General features: G+C 61.8%; 20 protein-coding genes. 6 read left to right on the top strand and 14 right to left on the bottom strand.

The features are described from left to right. Nucleotides 1-86: 86 nt before the first annotated feature. Together BM151_RS01820 and BM151_RS01825 are read right to left on the bottom strand one after the other, a co-directional pair. The gene (locus tag BM151_RS01820; protein WP_090056366.1) at nt 87-1,124 is read right to left on the bottom strand and encodes an enoyl-CoA hydratase/isomerase family protein; all 1,038 of its coding nucleotides are present in this window, start codon (nt 1,122-1,124) and stop codon (nt 87-89) included. A gap of 142 nt (nt 1,125-1,266) precedes the next feature. After that, nucleotides 1,267-2,766, bottom strand: a complete 1,500-nt coding sequence (locus BM151_RS01825; protein ID WP_090056369.1) for a CoA-acylating methylmalonate-semialdehyde dehydrogenase — start codon at nt 2,764-2,766, stop codon at nt 1,267-1,269. Between the two features lie 142 nt (nt 2,767-2,908). Here BM151_RS01825 and BM151_RS01830 point away from each other — a divergent pair, with 142 nt between their 5' ends. From BM151_RS01830 to coaD, 3 genes are all read left to right on the top strand, one after another. Next, complete coding sequence (locus tag BM151_RS01830) at nt 2,909-3,802, top strand: LysR family transcriptional regulator (protein WP_177212993.1); 894 nt, start codon at nt 2,909-2,911, stop codon at nt 3,800-3,802. Between the two features lie 104 nt (nt 3,803-3,906). Next, entirely contained in the window at nt 3,907-4,341 is a 435-nt protein-coding gene (locus BM151_RS01835; protein WP_090056374.1) for a CBS domain-containing protein, read from the top strand. Between the two features lie 182 nt (nt 4,342-4,523). Then, nucleotides 4,524-5,018, top strand: a complete 495-nt coding sequence (gene coaD, locus BM151_RS01840; protein ID WP_090059098.1) for a pantetheine-phosphate adenylyltransferase — start codon at nt 4,524-4,526, stop codon at nt 5,016-5,018. 149 nt (nt 5,019-5,167) lie between these two features. Here coaD and BM151_RS21530 read toward each other — a convergent pair whose 3' ends face one another. The 7 genes from BM151_RS21530 to tkt form a co-directional block, all read right to left on the bottom strand. Next, complete coding sequence (locus tag BM151_RS21530) at nt 5,168-5,326, bottom strand: hypothetical protein (RefSeq protein WP_177212994.1); 159 nt, start codon at nt 5,324-5,326, stop codon at nt 5,168-5,170. A gap of 153 nt (nt 5,327-5,479) precedes the next feature. Then, complete coding sequence (locus BM151_RS01845) at nt 5,480-6,130, bottom strand: MarC family protein (protein ID WP_090056377.1); 651 nt, start codon at nt 6,128-6,130, stop codon at nt 5,480-5,482. Between the two features lie 280 nt (nt 6,131-6,410). Beyond that, nucleotides 6,411-7,412, bottom strand: a complete 1,002-nt coding sequence (gene gap / locus BM151_RS01850) for a type I glyceraldehyde-3-phosphate dehydrogenase (protein ID WP_090056380.1) — start codon at nt 7,410-7,412, stop codon at nt 6,411-6,413. Nucleotides 7,413-7,605: 193 nt separating this feature from the next. Next, nucleotides 7,606-7,749, bottom strand: a complete 144-nt coding sequence (locus BM151_RS01855; protein WP_090056381.1) for a glyceraldehyde-3-phosphate dehydrogenase — start codon at nt 7,747-7,749, stop codon at nt 7,606-7,608. A 179-nt stretch (nt 7,750-7,928) separates the two neighbouring features. Beyond that, nucleotides 7,929-8,927, bottom strand: a complete 999-nt coding sequence (gene gap, locus BM151_RS01860) for a type I glyceraldehyde-3-phosphate dehydrogenase (RefSeq protein WP_090056384.1) — start codon at nt 8,925-8,927, stop codon at nt 7,929-7,931. Nucleotides 8,928-9,250: 323 nt separating this feature from the next. Further along, nucleotides 9,251-9,409, bottom strand: a complete 159-nt coding sequence (locus BM151_RS21535) for a hypothetical protein (RefSeq protein ID WP_177212995.1) — start codon at nt 9,407-9,409, stop codon at nt 9,251-9,253. Nucleotides 9,410-9,565: 156 nt separating this feature from the next. Beyond that, nucleotides 9,566-11,587, bottom strand: coding sequence for a transketolase (gene tkt / locus BM151_RS01865; protein WP_090056387.1), 2,022 nt, complete (start codon nt 11,585-11,587; stop codon nt 9,566-9,568). Between the two features lie 411 nt (nt 11,588-11,998). Here tkt and BM151_RS01870 point away from each other — a divergent pair, with 411 nt between their 5' ends. Genes BM151_RS01870 through BM151_RS01880 form a run of 3 tightly spaced genes read left to right on the top strand, consistent with a single transcriptional unit; the run spans nt 11,999 to nt 13,347 of the window. Further along, nucleotides 11,999-12,532: a hypothetical protein gene (locus BM151_RS01870; protein ID WP_090056390.1), complete on the top strand. Its 534-nt coding sequence runs from the start codon at nt 11,999-12,001 to the stop codon at nt 12,530-12,532. Nucleotides 12,533-12,535: 3 nt separating this feature from the next. Beyond that, nucleotides 12,536-12,940: a cell division protein ZapA gene (locus tag BM151_RS01875; RefSeq protein ID WP_090056392.1), complete on the top strand. Its 405-nt coding sequence runs from the start codon at nt 12,536-12,538 to the stop codon at nt 12,938-12,940. 29 nt (nt 12,941-12,969) lie between these two features. Continuing rightward, nucleotides 12,970-13,347 carry a hypothetical protein gene (locus tag BM151_RS01880; protein ID WP_090056395.1) on the top strand — a complete coding sequence of 126 codons (378 nt, stop codon included), beginning with the start codon at nt 12,970-12,972 and terminating at the stop codon, nt 13,345-13,347. Nucleotides 13,348-13,423: 76 nt separating this feature from the next. Here the strand turns inward: BM151_RS01880 and grxD are convergent, their stop codons facing one another. The 5 genes from grxD to BM151_RS01905 form a co-directional block, all read right to left on the bottom strand. Beyond that, nucleotides 13,424-13,783 (bottom strand): Grx4 family monothiol glutaredoxin, encoded by a 360-nt coding sequence (gene grxD, locus BM151_RS01885; RefSeq protein WP_090056397.1) that lies wholly within the window; start codon nt 13,781-13,783, stop codon nt 13,424-13,426. Nucleotides 13,784-13,922: 139 nt separating this feature from the next. Next, nucleotides 13,923-14,153 carry a BolA family protein gene (locus BM151_RS01890; protein WP_090056400.1) on the bottom strand — a complete coding sequence of 77 codons (231 nt, stop codon included), beginning with the start codon at nt 14,151-14,153 and terminating at the stop codon, nt 13,923-13,925. Between the two features lie 83 nt (nt 14,154-14,236). Then, nucleotides 14,237-14,722, bottom strand: a complete 486-nt coding sequence (locus BM151_RS01895; protein WP_090056402.1) for a hypothetical protein — start codon at nt 14,720-14,722, stop codon at nt 14,237-14,239. A gap of 372 nt (nt 14,723-15,094) precedes the next feature. Then, a complete protein-coding gene (gene purL, locus BM151_RS01900; protein ID WP_090056404.1) occupies nt 15,095-17,254 on the bottom strand; it encodes a phosphoribosylformylglycinamidine synthase subunit PurL in 2,160 nt (719 codons plus the stop codon). A gap of 524 nt (nt 17,255-17,778) precedes the next feature. Continuing rightward, nucleotides 17,779-18,687, bottom strand: a complete 909-nt coding sequence (locus tag BM151_RS01905; protein WP_090056406.1) for a LysR family transcriptional regulator — start codon at nt 18,685-18,687, stop codon at nt 17,779-17,781. Nucleotides 18,688-19,192: the final 505 nt, after the last annotated feature.

The raw sequence follows: 19,192 nt of genomic DNA on the forward strand, positions 1-19,192 counted from the left end.
CCCTCAGATTAGGCGCTTCCGGACGGCCTGTCAGTGACAAACTCACCGCTTGCCGAATTGCCGCAGCGCGGAGATCGCCATGGAGATTACTGCGGGCTCTGGACCCAAAGCTCCATCTCGCCAAGAGGGTCGAGGAGCGATGCCGCGACGGTTTCGACCTCTTCGATCCGATGCGACCAGTTTGGTGCGCCGTCCTTGTCGATCACGCGGGCGCGGATGCCTTCGAGGAAATCGCTCTGCCCGATGGCACGGGCGGTATAGCGGAATTCGCCGGCCAAGGCCTCTCTCAGGCTGTCATGCTGGCGCGCCTCCGCAATCAGCCTCCGTGAGGCGGCCATTGCGAGCGGGTCGTTCTTGTCGATCAGGCGCAGGGCTTTGGCGGCCAGCTCTCCGGGCGCCTCGGAAAGTGCGGTGCGGAGCTCTGCCAGGCTGTCTTGCGCGAGCGCCGGAGAGAGGGCCTCGACCGCATCGAGGAGCTCTGGCCGGGTGAAAGGTTTGGCAAAGGCGTCGATCACACAGAGATTGCCGCTTTCGCACAGGCGCGTCAGCATCGGCTCCCACAGGTCCTGCGGCACATAGCGGTCGGCGAACCCGGCGCTGATCGCCTCAAATGGCCCCATGCGCCAGGCGGTCAGCGCGAGAAAATCGCCCAAGCGTCCCGGGGCGCGGGCCAGAAGCAATGTGCCGCCGACATCGGTCACAAGCCCGATGGTGCATTCCGGCAGGCCGATCTGGCTGGTCTCGCAGACCACGCGTTTGTGCGCATGCCCGCCGATACCGACCCCGCCGCCAAGCGTGAACCCGTGCATGAGGGCGACAACCGGTTTTGGGAACTCGGCCAGTGCCAGATTCAGGTGATATTCGTCGCGCCAGAAATTCTGGGCGAAGGAGGCGTCGCCACGGGTGCCATGGGCGTAGACCTCGGCAATATCGCCGCCGGCGCAAAAGGCGCGCGGCCCCGCGCCGTCGATCACCAGGCAATGCACCTCGGGATCATCGCGCCACAATGCGAGCGCGTCGCGGATGCCTTTGCACATGCCGGGGGTGAGCGCGTTCAGGGCCTCGGGGCGGTTGAGCGTGATCCGTCCGGCCACGCCCTGTTTGCGGAGAATAAGCTCTGTCATGGGGCCAGTCTCGCCAGCTTGTGCGCCCGGTCAAGGGGGAAGGCGGAATTGCTTGAAATGTATAAGAAAGCGGGGCCCAGAAACTGGACCCCGCTCGATATTGTTCGAAAACCCTGTGCCGTCGGCGACACGGGCAGGGGGATCAGTCGATCGACTTGAAGTTCAGCGCTACGCCGTCCTTGATGCCGGAGAACCAGCGGGCCGAGACCTTCTTGGTCTTGGTGTAGAATTTGAACGCATCGGGACCGTATTGGTCGAGATCGCCGAAGGCCGATTTCTTCCAGCCGCCGAAGGAGTAATAGGAGAGCGGCACCGGGATCGGGAAGTTGACGCCGACCATGCCGACCTCGACCTTGTTGACGAAATCGCGGGCGACATCGCCATCGGCGGTGTAGATCGCCGTACCATTGCCATATTGGTTGTCCTGGATCAGCTCGAGAGCATCCTCGTAGCTGTCCTTGCGCACCACCGAGAGCACCGGGCCGAAGATCTCCTGTTTGTAGATCTCCATGTCCGGGGTGACATTGTCGAACAGGGTCGGGCCGACGAAATAGCCATCCTCATAGCCCTGAATGCTGAGGCCGCGCCCGTCGGTGACCAGCGTCGCACCGGCGTCTTCGCCGGAGCTGATCAGCCCTTCGATCCGTTCTTTTGCCTGGGCGGTGATCACCGGGCCGTAATCGACATCGTCGCCGGCGGTGTAGGGCGCCACTTTCAGTTTCTCGATCTTCGGCACGAGACGTTCGATCAGCGCCTCTGCAGTGTCAGCGCCGACCGGGACGGCGACCGAAATCGCCATGCAGCGTTCGCCCGCCGCGCCAAAGCCGGCGCCGACCAGCGCGTCAGCGGCCTTGTCCATATCGGCATCGGGCATGATCACCATATGGTTCTTGGCGCCGCCGAAACATTGCGCGCGTTTGCCATTGGTGGCGGCGCGGCCATAGATGTACTGGGCGATCGGGGTGGAGCCGACGAAGCCGACGGCCTGAATGGTGTCATTGTCGAGGATTGCGTCCACGGCGTCCTTGTCGCCATGCACCACCTGCAACACACCGTCCGGCAGACCGGCTTCCTTGAAGATCTCGGCGAGCATCAAGGAGGTCATCGGCGTGCGCTCGGAGGGTTTCAGGATCATGGCATTGCCGGAGGCGATCGCCGGCGACATTTTCCACAGCGGGATCATCGCCGGGAAGTTGAACGGGGTGATGCCAGCGACGACGCCAAGCGGCTGGCGCATGGAATAGAGATCGATGCCGGTGCCGGCATCCGAGGTGAACTCGCCCTTGATCAGCGACGGCGTGCCCATGCAGACCTCGACCACTTCGAGGCCGCGCTGCACATCGCCCTTGGCGTCCGGGATGGTCTTGCCATGTTCGCGCGAGAGGCATTCGGCGAGGCGGTCCATGTTCTCGTTGATCAATGCGCCGAATTTCATGAAGATGCGAGCCCGGCGCTGCGGGTTCACCTGAGCCCATTCTTTCTGAGCGGCGGCGGCTTTTTCGACGGCGGCGTCGAGCTCGGCCGGGGTCGCAAGCGGCACTTTGGCGATGACCTCGCCGGTGGCCGGGTTGCGCACTTCGGAGAAGCGCCCGGAGGTGCCGGCGACATAGGCACCGTTGATGAAATGTTTCAGCTCTTGCATGGAATTCTCCCCGAGATTCTGACCGAAATTTACGTCTTGCCCTCAGTCTAGTCTTGCGAAATTTTGTCAAACAGAGCGAAGATTTCAAAAACGTTTTGCATTCATGCAAAGCCCTGGAACTGGATCGAAAGCGAGCATGGCGATGAACTGGGATGATCTGCGGGTGTTTCTGGCGGTGGCGCGGACCGAAAGCCTGTCGGGGGCCGGGCGACAGCTCAAGATCGACCCGGCCACGGTCGGGCGTCGTATCGCCCGGCTGGAAGAGGGGCTCGGTGTGACCCTGTTCGCCAAATCGCCCCAGGGCTACGAGCTGACGCGCGACGGCGGGCGGCTTCTGGCCCATGCCGAAGCGGCGGAACAGGCCGTGTCGCTGGGGGCCGAGGACGTCTCGGGCGAAGGTGACGAAGGGCTCAAGGGGGTGATCCGCATCGGTGCCCCGGATGGCTGTGCCAATTACGTGCTGCCCAGGGTGGTGGCGCGAATCGCGCAGCAGCATCCGCAGCTCGAAGTGCAGATCATTGCCCATCCGCGGCTGTTCAACCTGTCGAAACGCGAGGTGGACCTGGCGGTGAGCGTCTCGGCGCCGACATCCGGGCGGTTTCTGGTGCAGCGGATCACCGATTATCACCTCTCGCTGGCGGCGATGCGCTGGTATCTGCGCCAACATGCGCCGATCGAAACGCCCGGGGGGCTCAAGGGCCACAAGATGGTCGGCTATGTGCCGGATCTGATATTCGACAAGGAGCTCGATTATATCGAGGAGATCGGGCTGGGCCGTGTGGATTTTTCCTCCAACTCGGTTTCGGTGCAGCTCAACATGATCCGCGCCGGGCTCGGCCTCGGGGTCATCCATGATTTCTGCCTGCCCTTCGTGCCGGGTCTGCAGCGGGTTCTGCCCGAGACCATCCGGCTCAAACGTGCCTTTTGGCTGGTGCGTCACGCCGATGATCGCAAGGTCGAGCGCCTGTCGCGGTTTTCCGAGCTTCTGGTGCAGATCATGCGCGAGGAGGTCGCCGGGCTCGAGAGCGGGGAGTAACCGAGACTTATAGGGAGCTTGACAGATTGTCGCAGTCAGTGAACGCTAACAGTCAGGGAGACGCGTAACTGCTGGAAACGGCATTGATCATTTAGGGAGGAACTATGATTGTTGGACAAATCCTGAAAGCCAAGGCCATTGAGGAAACCATCACCATTCGGCCGGATATGACGGTCGGCGAGGCGGCAGAGCTTCTGTCGTCGCGCAAGATCGGTGCGGTGATCGTCGCGACAGATCCGAAGAAACCCGAGGGCATCCTGTCCGAACGCGACATTGTGCGCGAGCTGGGCAAGATCGGCAGCGAGGTTCTGGTGCATAAAGTGTCCGACTTCATGACCTCCAAACTGACCAGCTGCAAATCCGATGATACCGCCTTGGCGGTGCTCGAGCGGATGAGCACGGGACGGTTCCGCCATATGCCGGTGATCGAGAATGGCGAGATGATCGGCCTTGTCTCGATCGGCGATGTGGTCAAGGCCCGGCTCGATGAGCTGGCGATGGAAAACAATGCGCTCGAAGGCATGATCATGGGGCATTGAGCCCGGGTGTCACCACCGCTGCATTTGTGCAGGCGAGGAAGGCCCCGGGGCCTTTCTCCAATTCGGGTGACGCATTTATGACGGATGACGGAGCGTTTGCGCCGCAAGCCCCTTGATTTCGCAGTCGCAATATTGTTGCGTGCACTGCAGAAAGAGGAGGAGCCGCCACCATGCAATCAAAGATGCGCATCGGATTGTACCCTGGGACGTTTGACCCGGTGACCCATGGCCATGGCGACATCATTCGCCGGGCCTGTGCCCTGGTGGACCGTCTGGTGATCGGGGTGGCGATCAACCGCGACAAGGGGCCGATGTTCACCCTCGAAGAGCGGGTCGAGATGCTCAAGGATTACACCGCCGGTCTTGCCGAGGACACCGGCTGCGAGATCGTGGTGCATCCGTTCGAGAACCTGCTCATCCAATGCGCCCGCGACGTCAATGCCACGATCATCATCCGGGGTCTGCGCGCGGTGGCGGATTTCGAATATGAATATCAGATGGTGGGCATGAACCGGGCGCTCGACAATACGATCGAGACCGTGTTCCTGATGGCCGATGCCCGGCATCAGGCGATTGCTTCGAAACTGGTCAAAGAGATTGCCCGGCTCGATGGCGATATCTCGAAATTCGTCGCTCCCGAAGTGGAGAAACGGCTTTTGGAAAAGTTCACCGGCTGACCTCTTGGGGCCTTAGGGAGCCTAGGGCCGTCCTTAGGGCGGTCTCATCACAGGGCGTTCCCGCAAATGGCTGCTGCAAAATGAAAAGCCCCGCCGGGAGGAGAGGCGGGGCTTTGTGCGTGAAGCCGGTCGCGGTGCGCGGGTGCCGATCAGCCGTAGATCGCATCCCGGGCCAGCGCACAGGCGCGGTCGTGATCGAGATCGAGGTCTGCCTTGACCTTGGCGGGCAGGGCGTCGAGTTCGGCGAGTGTGCGGCGGTATTCGGCCCGTTTGCGGGCGGCGGAGGCGAGGGAGACGAGGGTTTTCATCGTGCCGATCCTTTCGGGGCTTGAGCGTTTCGATGCCCCGGTTATGCGCCTGTATGGGCGCTAACACCAATGCCGGTTCGCCAGATTGGATATGCGTTCAGCGCATGGGGGGGGCGAAAGGCGCATGGGCGCATTGCGCCCGGCCCGGATTGATCAAAACTCCGGGATAACTCCGATGGCGACAAAGCCTTTGAGCACCGCATCGACGGCGACGGCGGCGAGGATCATGCCCATGACGCGTGACACGATGGCGGCCCCGGTTTCTTTCAGCACTCTGAGGATTGGTTGCGCAGCGATCAGGATCATCAGCGTGATCAGGAGAACGACCGTCATCATGGAAGCCGTCATGGCCTGATGGGTGATGGAGAAGCGATCATTGTCGGTGAGCATCACCACCGCCAGCATCGCGCCGGGCGAGGCGATCGACGGCATGGCCAGCGGAAATACGGCGACGCGCCGCGCCTGCATCTGTTGGTCGCGGAGCGGTTTCTCGACTTGGGCCGTCTCGTGCGAGGGTTTGCCGTCGCCGAAGATCATGGTGAGCGCGAACAGGAAGAGGACGAGCCCGCCCGCGATCTGGAAGGACGGCAGTCCGAGACCGAGCGCGTCAAGCACGATCTGGCCCAGCAGAATAAAGGCCAGAAGGATGAAAAAGGCGATCAACACCGCCCGTGCCGCGACCATGCGGGCGTATTTCGGCGACAAGCTCGCGGTGGCACCGATAAAGACGGGCAGGGTGCCGATCGGGTCGATGACCACCCACAGGGTGATGAATTCGCTCAGGAGTGTCGAGAGGTTGGGCATGGGGGAACCGGGTGTGTTGGGCTCTTCTGTGTTGAGAGGGCCTTTGTGAATAGCGCGTGGTGAAGAGGAAATGCGGGACAGGGATGTCTTTCACATATCATTCCCGATACGGGTCACAAGCCTGATGGTGCGTCTTCACATCAAAACGCCCCGAAGCGTGAGCTCCGGGGCGTCCTTCTCCCGTTCGCGCGGGATAACTGCGTTTCGTGCGCGAGCGTATCAGGTTCGGCCTTGCAAGGCCAGATGAGCGCAGGCGGGATATGGTCCCGCCCGATCCGTGTCAGAGGAATTTCGCCATGGCGACAGCGGTATCGCCCATGCGGTTCGAGAAGCCCCATTCGTTGTCGTACCAGGTCAGGATACGGACCATGGTGCCTTCCATGACCTTGGTCTGGTCGGTGTGGAAGATCGAGCTGTGGCTGTCATGGTTGAAGTCCGAGGACACCAGCTTGCGGTCGGTATAGCCCAGAACGCCCTTGAGCGGGCCATCGGCGGCCTTGCGGATCGCATCGTTGATCTCTTCCACGGTGGTCTCGCGCGCGGCCTCAAAAGTCAGGTCGACCACCGAGACATTCGGGGTCGGCACGCGGATCGCGACACCGTCGAGCTTGCCGGCGAGTTCCGGCAGCACCAGCCCCACGGCTTTCGCAGCACCGGTGGAGGTCGGGATCATCGACAGGGCAGCGGCGCGGGCGCGATACAGATCCTTGTGCATCGTATCCAGGGTGGGCTGGTCGCCGGTGTAGCTGTGGATCGTGGTCATGAAGCCTTTGACGATACCGATCTCGTCATTGAGGACTTTCACCACCGGCGACAGGCAGTTGGTGGTGCAAGACGCGTTGGAGACGATGATGTCATCGGCGGTGAGCACGTCATCGTTGACGCCGAAGACCACGGTCTTGTCGGCACCGGCGGCAGGGGCCGAGACCAGCACGCGCTTGGAACCGTTCTTCAGGTGCAGCGCGGCTTTTTCCTTGGCGGTGAAGATGCCGGTGCACTCGAGCGCGATATCGACATCGCCCCAGGGCAGTTCCTCGGGGTTGCGGATGGCGGTCACCTTGATCGGGCCGCGACCGGCGTCGATCGTGTCTTCGGTGAATTTCACCTCGGACGGGAAACGGCCATGCACCGAGTCGAATTGCAGCAGATGGGCATTGGTCTCGACCGGGCCCAGATCGTTGATTGCGACCACTTCGATATCGGTGCGACCCGACTCGATAATGGCACGCAAGACATTGCGTCCGATCCGACCAAATCCATTGATTGCGACTTTCACGGCCATAACAGCACCTCCTTGACGCGTTGGCAGGAGAGGGAACGGAGGATGTCCCCCCTTTATATGACCCGTGCAGCTCCAGGGAGACGCACGGTTGAAACAAGCATGTCGCCCGATGATCTAGCGCGATGTTAGCGTAAACACCATCAAAATTCGCGCCGAATTGCCGACAGTCTTGCCGGCGGGCAAAATGAAAATGTCAGCGCCAGAACGCGACCCAGTGGATCAGCCTGAGAATTTTCCGGGCGAGGAACAAAGTGCCTTCTCCCCCGGTCATCCCAAAATCGAGGCCGAGTGCAATCGCAATAACTATGGCGAGCCCGACGGCGATTTTGTCAGTCATGTTCCGTGCCAACACCTATCTTGGCCGCACAATGCGTCAGAGGGGGCGAGAAAAAAAGGGGGCAGATCAAAAAAAACACAAAAGGATCCGAAGGCTGGCCTCCGGATCTCGGTTTTCGTGAGAAATGAACAAGGCGGGGGTCCTCCGCCCCCGCCCTGAAAGGCGCGCCTGGGACTGGCTTAGTTCAAACGCCCCATTGCGGCGGCGACATCGGCCATGCGCGCCGAGAATCCCCATTCGTTGTCATACCAGGCCAAGACCCGCACGGTGCGGCCGACGACCTTGGTCTGATCCGGGGCAAAGATCGAGGATTCGGTGGTGTGGTTGAAGTCGATCGAGACTTTCGGTTCCGGGTCATAGCCCAGCACCGCGCCCATGTGACCGGCGGCGGCTTCGCGCACCACCTCGTTCACGTCCTCGACGGTGACGTCTTTCGAGGCCTGGAAGGTCAGATCGACACAGGAGACGTTCGGTGTCGGGACGCGAATGGAAGTGCCGTCGAGCTTGCCCTTGAGTTCCGGCAGCACCAGACCCAGCGCTTTCGCGGCGCCGGTCGAGGTCGGGATCATCGCCATCGAGGCGGCACGCGCCCGGTAGAGATCCTTGTGACGACGGTCATGGGTCGACTGATCGCCGGTGTAGCTGTGGATCGTGGTCATGATGCCGCTCTCGATGCCGATGCCGTCATTGAGCACCTTGGCCAGCGGAGCGAGGCAGTTGGTGGTGCAGGAGCCGTTGGAGATGATCTTGTCCTCGGCCAGAATGTCGCGGTGGTTGACGCCGAAGACCACGGTGCGCGCGACATTGGTGGCGGGCGCAGAGATCAGCACCTTTTTGGCGCCATTGCGCAGGTGCACCGAGGATTTCTCACCGTCGTTGAACTTGCCGGAACATTCGAGCACCACGTCGACACCTTCCCAATCCAGCTCTTCGGGATTGTAGGTGGACATGACCTCGATCGGACCCTGGCCGAGATCCATGGTGTTGCCGGCGACCTTCACATTGCCGGAGAAGCGCCCATGCACCGAGTCGTATTTGAACAGGTGCGCGTTGGTCTCGATCGGGCCGGTGGCGTTGATCTTGACGACCTCGACCTCGTTGAGGCCGGCCTCGGCGATATGGGCAAGGGTACAGCGTCCGATCCGGCCGAAACCGTTGATACCGAGTTTGATGGTCATGTGCGTCTCCAGGCTCTCTATAGGTCAGGAATGGGAGTCCGGGCCGGTATACAAATGTGTGCTATGGCGGAAAAGCATTTAACGCCAACATGTTAGCGAAAACATGCCTGTTAGCGCCAACATTGCGCAGCATTCAACATCAGCTCCAAATACTGCCGCATTTACGGAGCTTGCACGTCTTCCTAATCGCGCGGAGACGCCTTCAAGCGTCACGCCTTTAAGCCTTCCTCATCAGATAAAGGCGAGGCGCGTGCAAGGCTTAGACTTCGTACTGCGCTCCGCCAAAAGCTGTGTCTCAGTTTTTTGGCGGAACGCTTTAGATCCTAGAGACCCGTCACCGGTAGAACACAGTCGTTCGAGGACATATCCTGCACCGGGTCACCCGGCGCACAGGTCTCTTCGGAGAGCGGATATTCTGTCGGGGTCATGGTCTCGCAGCCGATCAACAGCCCGAGGCTCAAAAGAACGAGAAACAGTCGCATGACATCCTCCTTTCAGTCTTCGCAAAGGAGTATCGCACGGGGCGGGCCAGCGCGCCATGATCGGTGTCAGGACGGGAGCTTTTGCGGCATCCGGGGCGCGGACAAAGAAAAACGCCCGCCGAAACGGCGGGCGTTCAAAATGCGCTCGGTCGGGGCTTAGCCCAGCAGCGCCTTGACCTGTGCCACGACATTCGTCGCGGTGATGCCGAATTTCTCGTAGAGCTCCTCGGCCGGGGCTGAGGCGCCGAAACGATCCATGCCGACGAAAGCCTGCTTGGCCTCGCGACCGCGCTCGCCCAGGAGCCAGCGATCCCAGCCGCCGGCGCGCATGGCGGCCTCGATGCCGACGCGCACCGGACCGGCCGGCAGCACCTTGCGGCGATAGGCCTCGTCCTGTTCGGCGAAAAGCTCCATCGACGGCATGGAGACGACGCGGGTGCCGATGCCGTTTTCCTGCAAGAGCGCGCGGGCCTCCATGGCAATCGCCACTTCGGAGCCGGTGGCGATCAAGATGGCTTCGCGTTTGCCCTCGGCCTCGGCCAGCACGTAAGCGCCTTTCGACACGAGGTTGGAGTTCTTGTGCTCGGTGCGCAGCGTCGGCACGCCCTGACGGGTCAGCACCAGAACGGTCGGGGTCTGTTGCGCGGTGAGCGCGATTTCCCAGGCCTCGGCCGTTTCCACCGTATCCGCCGGGCGGATGGTCAGCGTGTTGGGCGTGGCGCGGCAGATCGCCAGATGTTCGACCGGCTGGTGGGTCGGACCGTCTTCGCCAAGACCGATCGAATCGTGGGTCATGACATAGGTGGTCGGGATCTTCATCAGCGCCGACAGACGCATCGCCGGGCGGGCGTAATCGGTGAAGCAGAAGAAGGTGCCGCCATAGGGGCGGATACCGCCATGCAGCGCCATACCGTTCATCGCCGCGGCCATGCCGTGTTCGCGGATGCCGTAGTAAACGTAGCGGCCCTTGCGGTTGGTCTCGTCAAACACGCCCATGTCGCCGGTGAGCGTGTTGTTCGAGCCGGTGAGATCGGCGGAGCCGCCGATGGTCTCGGGCATGATCGGGTTGATCACTTCGAGCACCTTCTGCGAGGAGGCGCGGGTGGCCATTTTCGGCTGCTCGTCCGAGATCTGTTTCTTGAACGCCTTGATCGTGGCGGAGAGTTTCTTCGGGGCTTCGCCGGCGAAGACGCGGTTGAATTCGGCCTGACGGCGCTCGCTTTGTTCTTCGAACCGGGCTTCCCAGGCGGCACGCTCTTCGCGGCCTTTGGCACCGATCTCTTCCCACTGGGCCTTGACGTCGGCGGCGACCTCATAGGCGCCCCAGTTGACGCCGTAAGCGGCCTTGGCGGCGGCGAGCTGATCGGCGTTGGTCAGAGCACCATGGCCTTTCGAGGTGTCCTGCGCCGCGTGGCCGAGAGCGATATGGGTCTTGCAGGCGATCATCGACGGTTTCTTGGATTTCTTCGCGGCCGCGATGGCGGCGTCGATCTGGTCCGGGTCATGGCCGTCGATTTCCTGCACATGCCAGCCGGCGGCCTTGAAGCGCATCGGTTGGTTCGTACGGTCGGCGATGTCCACGGTGCCGTCGATGGTGATGTTGTTGTTGTCCCAGAAGACGATGAGCTTGCCGAGCTTCTGACGCCCGGCCAGCGCGATGGCTTCCTGAGACACGCCTTCCATGAGACAGCCGTCACCGGCCATCACATAGGTGTGGTGGTTCTGCAGCTTGGCACCGAAACGGGCGCGCAGCGCCTCTTCGGCCATGGCGAAACCGACGGCGTTGGAAATGCCCTGACCCAGCGGGCCGGTGGTGGTCTCGACACCATCGAGGAGGAAGTTTTCCGGGTGACCGGCGGTCTTGGCGCCCATCTGACGGAAGTTCTTGATCTGCTCGAGCGGCATTTCCTTGTAGCCGGTGAGATACAAGAGCGAATAGATCAGCATGGAGCCATGGCCCGCCGACAGGATGAACCGGTCACGGTCCGGCCATGTGGGCGCGGAGGCGTCGAACTTCAGGTGTTTCTCGAACAGCACGGTGGCGACGTCGGCCATGCCCATCGGCATGCCGGAGTGACCGGAATTCGCACCGGCGACAGCATCGAGCGTCAGGGTACGGATGGCGGCAGCACGCAGCCAGTGATCGGGGTGCGCCTCGCGCAGGGTAGCGATATCCACGAGCAGGTCTCCTCTAGGCTCCCATAGTCGGCCAAACCCCCGGGTGTTTCTCAACGCCTTGCGGGGGACGGCTTTCGGGACCCTGATAACGATGTCAGGGAAATGTGCAAGCCATGCGGGGCCCGCCGACCCCTCCGAAATGGCGCTTGATGGCGGTTTTCCCGCGTAAATGCGTCGCATGTTGGACATTCCCGCGCCATCGGGTAGGCTCTCGAATCAAGATGCATAGCATGAGGTCTGTACGCTTCGCCCTTGAGGACAAAGGAAGTTTCGGCTTTCATGTCGGATACGGGGCGCCGGCGGCGGGGCTCATGAACACCTAACGCTGTATAAAGCTGTATAAACCTGTCTGTGACAAAGCAGGCCAGAGAGAAAACAGCGAGAAACAGAGCAGAATGTGAGAACACGGCGATGAGCGAGATTTCAGATTTCGAAGCCCGGATCACGGCGGCCTTGGAGCGGATCGGGCGCGCGGTTGCGGTGGCCGAAGAACGGGCCGAGACGGCACAGCCCGCAGAGGACGCCACGGAGGCCGCGGCGGAGGCGGAAATCAGCCGTCTGACCGCCGAGCTTGAGGTGCAACAAGCGACCAATTCCCAGCTCGAAGCCCGGGTCAAGGCCATTCATGATCGTCAGGAGGGGCATGTCGCCTCGCTCGAGGAAGAGATCGAAACCCTGCGTCGGCAATTGATGGATCACGACCAGGAGATGCAGAAGCTGCGCCATGTGACGGCTCAGCTGCGCGATAACAATGCCGCCCTGCGCGCGGCCAATGCCGAAGGGCTCGCGGATGCCGGGCTGATCGATGCCGGGATGAAGGTCGAGCTGGACTCGCTGCGGGTGGCGCGCGAGGCCGAGAAGACCGAGCTCGACGCCATTGTCACAGAGCTCAGAGCGGTGATGGCGCGCAATGGCGCCCTGCCGTCGACCGCAGGGGAGGTATAAGAGATGCCCGAAGTGAAAATCTCCATCGGCGGACGCGAGTTTGAAGTCGCCTGTCAGGCGGGCGAGGAACATTTCCTGAAATCGGCGGCGCAGCTTCTCGACAATGAGGCCTCGGTGCTGGCGAGCCAGATCGGGCGTCTGCCCTCCGAACGGATGCTGTTGATGGCCGGGCTGATGCTGGCCGACAAGACCGCCGGCATGGAAGAGCAAATGCAGGCGCTCGAAAGCAAGCTGGCAGCGCAGGAAGCCCTGATCGAAGAGCTGCGTGCGCGCCCCGAACCGGAGCCGCAGAAGCTCGAAGTGCCTGTCGTGCCCGCCGAGATCACCGACACGCTGGCGGAAATGGCGGCGCGGGCCGAAAGCATGGCGGCCGCCTTCGAAGAGCGTCTGGGCGTCACGACAAGCTGACGACCCGGCGAGGGGAAGGGGAGGTCCATATGACGGGACGGTTCACGCGCTTGGCCGCGGCCGCAGCTCTGATTGCTACCGGCTCTGCGGCGCTTGCCGAAGATATCGTCGAGGGGCGCTATGTCTGCGAAGACGGGGTGGTCCTGCCGCGGGTCTACCTGCCGATCGAGGAGACCGGCGACAGTTTCGTGATCCTTTATGCCGAGGACAAGCTGATGGTGTTCTATCCGCAAGGCGCGGGGCCGGACGGATCGTCGTTTTACACCCATTACGTCGGCGAGGAAGAAGAATACCTCTATTTCGAAGCCCCGGGCGATCAGACCCGGCTGATCCTGCAAAAAGGCGCCGATCAGCGTGTGCTGGCAAAGGGCTGCATGTTCATGCCGGAGAATTTCGGGACGGAATAGACCGTTCCAGGCCATTGGAAATGCAAAAGGCGCGCCCGGATGGGACGCGCCTTCTTAACTTTCGTGCCAGAGAGGCTCAGACGTTCGCGGCGCGGATCTGGTCGGCTTTTTCCTGATCGAAAGCGACGCCCTTGTCGGACAGCATCTGGTCAAGCTCGCCCGAGAGCGTCATTTCGATCACGATGTCGCAGCCACCGACGAATTCGCCTTTGACGTAGAGCTGCGGGATGGTCGGCCAGTCGGAGAATTCCTTGATCCCCTGACGGATTTCCTCATCGGCGAGCACGTCGACATCGGCGTAATCGACGCCCATGAAATTGAGGATGCCGGCAACTTTCGACGAGAAACCGCAACGCGGCATCATTTTCGTGCCTTTCATGTAAAGCACGACATCGTTGTCATTGACGATGGTCTGGATGGTATCTTTGGCGGACATATGTCTGTTCCTTTCGGTTGTCTTCGGCGGGCTGCTCCCTGAGCCCGCGAAGCCCGTATCTGAAAAGCCGGGGCAGGCGGTTGAGCACAATATAGAGTGCTTCGGCGGCTCCGGCCAGAAATTCCACGGGTTTCCGCGTTTACTCGGGGGCGCGGGTGGTCAGCGCCAGCGCGTGCAGCTCGCCGCTGGCAAGCTTTTCCTTGAGGGCGGCATTGACGGCGCGCTGCTGTTGCACCCGGTTCTGGCCGGCGAAGGAGGCGTCGACCACCTCGGCGGCGAAATGTTGACCGTCATCGCCTTGCACGATGATATGGGCGTCGGGGAAAGCCTCGCGGATCAGATGTTCGATATCGGCGGCGGTAATGGCCATTTAGGGCGCTCCTTGGCGTCGTGTCGGTATTCGGTGGAGAATGTAGGGCTTGGCGCGGAGTGCTGCAAGCGCTCAGGTGGGGCTCAGGCCTCTGAGAGCGGGACAATCGCGTCCAGAAACGCCTCGAAATCCCGGGCGAGCGCCGGTGTGTCGGCCCAGAGCCGGGCGCATTTCCGGAGGAGCCTTTGGCGTTCGGTCTCAAGCGCAGGGGGCAGGGCGAGCGCCCCGGCCTCGGTGAGCTGTTTCATCCGCTCGTGCAGCGGTTTCATTTGCTCGAAATCGCGGAGCATGGCGGGGAGCAGCGTCGGGTCGTCGCGCCAGCTCTCACCGTTGAAGCGCATCTGCACCACCCGCTGCCCGGCGCCGGCGCAATCATAGAGGACGCAGCCGCGATTGCCGATCTCTTCAAGCTGGCTGTGGCAGGCACACAGGTGACCCGACAGGTTGGGGCAGGGCGTGCCCGCCGGTTTGTCGAAGGAAAACAGATCGCCCTTGTCCAGGGTCAGCCCGACACAGCACAGGGCGGCGCATTGGGCGCAATCGGAGGTGAGGGTGGGCAGATCGGTCATGGAGACGTGATGCCGTGTGACGTGCAAGATGACAAGGGCGCAAAGAGGCCTTTGCGGACATTGGCCCTTTCGGCGCGGAACAAGGCCAAAGGCCGCCGCGCCTGCGCCTGCCCGTGTCACGCCGGAGGCGTGCTTCCAGCACGACCGGGCTGGCGCATTGTCATCCGCGCGCAAGAGATTGAGCTCTTGAGGATTTGGCTGGGATAAAGCTTAGACCGCCGTTGTCTAAGCGCCAGCCCACGGGCAGGCTTGTCACGGCGCGCGTCGGTAAGTGCAAAGGCCCCCTCCATCCACAAAGCCGACTTTACACCAAAGCAAAAGGCCCGCCGATGCGCGGGCCTTTCGGATGAGTGTTTCCGACAAAAAGGAAGATCAGCCGAAGATCTCGCCGAAAGAGCCACGGTAGATGGCGGAAAGATCGGCGAGCGGGGCTTCCGAGGCGCCGAACTTCACCGTGTCGCCGGAGAACTTGCCCACCGTGGTGATGGTGACCCCGGCCTGCGCGGCGGCGGCCATCAGCGCTTCGGCCTGATCAAAGGTGCAGGCGACGAGGTAACGCGCCTGATCCTCGCCAAAGAGCGTTGCGGTGTCGTCACTGTCGAGATGCACGGCCACACCGGCCTCGTCGGCCATTTCAAAGGCGGCGAGTGCCAGACCGCCGTCGGACAGATCGGTCACGGCGTTGAACAGCGCGCCGTTGCCGCGGATGAAGTCGCCGTTGCGCTTTTCCTCGGCCAGGTTGACATGCGGCGCATCGCCGTCCTGACGGTTGAACACTTCGTACAAGAGCGCGGATTGGCCCAGAAGGCCCTGGGTCTCGCCGATGAGCAGGGCGATGTCGCCCTCCTGTGCCAGACCGGAGATCAGATCCTCTTCCGAGGCGATGAGCCCCACGGCGCCGATGGTCGGGGTCGGCAGGATGCCCTCACCGTCAGTCTCGTTGTAGAGCGAGACGTTGCCCGAAACGATCGGCATATCGAGGAAGGCGACAGCCTGACCGATGCCATCGAGCGCGCCAACGAATTGACCCATGATCTCGGGCTTTTCCGGGTTGCCGAAGTTCAGGTTGTCGGTGGTCGCAAGAGGTTTCGCGCCGACGGCGGAGAGGTTGCGGTAAGCTTCCGCCACCGCCTGTTTGCCGCCCTCGACCGGGTTGGCCTTGACGTAGCGCGGCGTCACATCCGAGGTAAACGCCAGCATCTTGCCGGTGTCATGGACGCGGATCACACCGGCGCCCAGGCCCGGCGCACGCACCGTGTCGGCCATGACCTGGGTGTCATACTGTTCGTAGACCCAGGCCTTGGAGGCGTAGTTCGGCGAGGAAATCAGCCCCTTGAGACCGTCGATCGGATCGATCTGCGGCACATCGGCGACCTGTTCGGCCTCGGGGGTCGGCACCCAGGGACGGTCGTATTCCGGCGCCGAGGAGGCCAGCGTCGAGAGCGGCAGATCCCCCATGCAGGTGCCGTTGTGCATAATCAGGAATCGGTCTTCGGCGATGGTCTCGCCGACGATGGCGAAATCCAGATCCCATTTCTCGAACACGGCGCGGGCTTCGGCCTCTTTCTCGGGCTTCAGCACCATCAGCATGCGTTCCTGGGATTCGGAGAGCATCATCTCATAGGCGGTCATGTTCTCTTCGCGCTGCGGCACGTTTTCCAAGTCCAGTCGGATGCCGAGCTTGCCCTTGTCGCCCATCTCGACCGCGGAACAGGTCAGCCCGGCGGCGCCCATGTCCTGAATCGAGATCACCGCGCCGGTCTGCATCAGCTCGAGCGTGGCTTCCATCAGGCATTTCTCGGTGAACGGGTCGCCGACCTGCACGGTGGGACGCTTGTCCTCGATCGTGTCGTCGAATTCCGCCGAGGCCATGGTGGCGCCACCGACGCCATCGCGACCGGTCTTGGCGCCCAGATAGACGACGGGCATGCCGACGCCGGAGGCGGCCGAATAGAAGATCTTGTCGGTATCGGCGAGACCGGCGGCAAAGGCGTTCACCAGACAGTTGCCGTTATAGGCTTCGTGGAACCGCACCTCGCCGCCCACGGTGGGCACGCCGAAACAGTTGCCGTAGCCGCCGACGCCCTCGACCACACCATGCACCAGCTGTTTGGTCTTCTTGTGATCCTTGACGCCGAAGGACAGCGAGTTCATCGCCGCGATCGGACGCGCGCCCATGGTGAACACGTCGCGCAGGATGCCGCCGACACCGGTGGCCGCGCCCTGATAGGGCTCGATATAGGAGGGGTGGTTGTGGCTTTCCATCTTGAACACCACGCATTGCCCGTCGCCGATATCGACGATGCCGGCATTCTCGCCCGGGCCACAGATCACTTGCGGACCAGAGGTCGGCAGACCGCGCAGGTGTTTCTTGGAGGATTTGTAGGAGCAATGCTCGTTCCACATCGCCGAGAAAATGCCAAGCTCCGTGAACGTCGGCTCCCGGTTCAGAATGCGCAGGATTTCGGCGTATTCCTCGGGTTTGAGACCATGGGCGGCAATGATTTCCTCGGTGATGGCAGGCTCGGTCATGTGGGTCCCCTAAGCGGCAGCTTTGTCTTTCGCGTCCTATTAGGCTGTTTGTGCCCGTGGGGGAAGGGGGAATGGCGGTTTCCGGCCGGGATCAGAAGGGTTTTGAGAGGCTTTCTGCGCCCGCAAAACGCCCGCCCTGTCGTGCCCCGGGTGAAAAATCGGCGGTTTATACGCGAGAACAAAAAAAAGGCCGAGCAAAGCTCGGCCCAAGTCCAACAGGGAGGTAAAACCGCCAAGAGTTTCCTCTAATGGCAGCTTCAATGCTGCATTTAGGGGCAGTTTATGAATCGTTCAAGGTGTATTTCGCGCATGCGGCGCAATGCCGCCATGCAGAAAGTGCATAGCTTTCTGGCTGAATGCGCCCCTGGGATGCAGGGCTCACCTGCCGGATGGCCCGAGCTGCTGGTTCGGGGTTCCGCTTCGAACCTCTGTTCGAGCCTCTGGCCCGGGCCGCGGCGCGCGGCGGCGGTCCCAGGGTGTCTTGTGGTGGGGTGGGGAAGGGCGGAGAGAGCCGGCGTCCGGGGTTACTCGGTCTCTTCCTCTTCGCGCATGTTGCGGCGGTGGGCGTTGATTTCTTCGGTGATGAAGTCGCGGAACACCTCGATCCGCTTGGAATGGCGCAGCTCTTCGGGATAGGCGAGGAACACCGGCACTTCGCCCGATTGCAGATCCGGCAGCACCCGCACCAGATCCGGTGCGCTTTCCACCAGATAGTCCGGCAGCACGCCGATCCCGAGATCGTTCAGCACCGCCTGCAACACGCCGAAATAGTTGTTCACGAAGAGCTTCGAGCGAATGTCATATTCGTTCAACTCCTCGATCAGCCGGGCGCCGGCCGAGACCTGGTTGGCATTCGGGCTTTGGCAGATCAGCCGGTGGCTGGACAGATCGTCCATGGTCTGCGGCGTGCCATGTTCGTCGAGATAGCTGCGGGTCGCAAAGAGCCGCATGCGGATGTTCATCAGCCGTTTGCGGATCAGATCGGCTTGCGACGGCTCTTTCATCCGGATCGCCACATCGGCCTCGCGCATCGGCAGGTCGAGGACACGTTCCTCAAGCATCAGATCGATCTTCAGCTCGGGATATTTGTCGTAGAGCTTGGACAGGCGCGGCGCCAGCCAAAGCGTGCCGAAACCGGTGGCGGTGGTCACCCGCAACTCGCCATAGACCTCTTCCTCGCTGTCGCGGATGCGGGCGGCGGCGGCATCGAGCCGTTTCGCCATGGCGCGGGTGGCCTCGAACAGGAGCTCGCCCTGTTCGGTCAGAATCAGCCCGCGGGCATGGCGGTGGAACAGCGTGGTGGAAAGTGATTCTTCAAGTGCACGGATCTGACGGGAGACGGCAGACTGGCTCAAATGCAGCGTATCGCCAGCATGGGTGAGCGATCCGGCATCCGCAACCGCGTGAAAAATTCTCAGTTTGTCCCAGTCCATACCCGATACCTGCTGCGTTACTCGTGGCAATCATACCCCAAGATAAGGGCGCCGCGAGGGATTTTGGCCGCTTCATTCTCTTTTTATGCACAGATCGCAAGGGAAATGCTTTGCGCTAACACAAATTGGCAGGGTGACGTGAAGGATATGCAAAATTTTCAGGCAACATGCCAATTGACCGGCGGACAGCTGCCGTTGGAACGGCGCGTTTCGGCGCAAAACAACGTCTCAGGGATCTGCAATCCCCTTGCCGATCCCTGTGTGATCCGGGGTGCCTGGCTTGCGGATGGGGCAACGCCGAGCGGCCGGAGGGATTGGCGGAATTTCGAGAGGATGTCAAAAAGGTGATGGATTTTCGGACCATTGAGACCTATTCCCTATCCTCATCTTCGCAATCCCGGCATAGTCTGGAACACGCGTTCGAGATAAAACGATGCTCGAGGCAGGAAACGCCGTTTGGCGCGAAGCAGAATGAGACAGGTGGGATGCGATATCCCCGAAAGGG

The sequence above is a fragment of the Celeribacter neptunius genome, from assembly GCF_900113955.1.
Lineage (GTDB): Bacteria > Pseudomonadota > Alphaproteobacteria > Rhodobacterales > Rhodobacteraceae > Celeribacter > Celeribacter neptunius.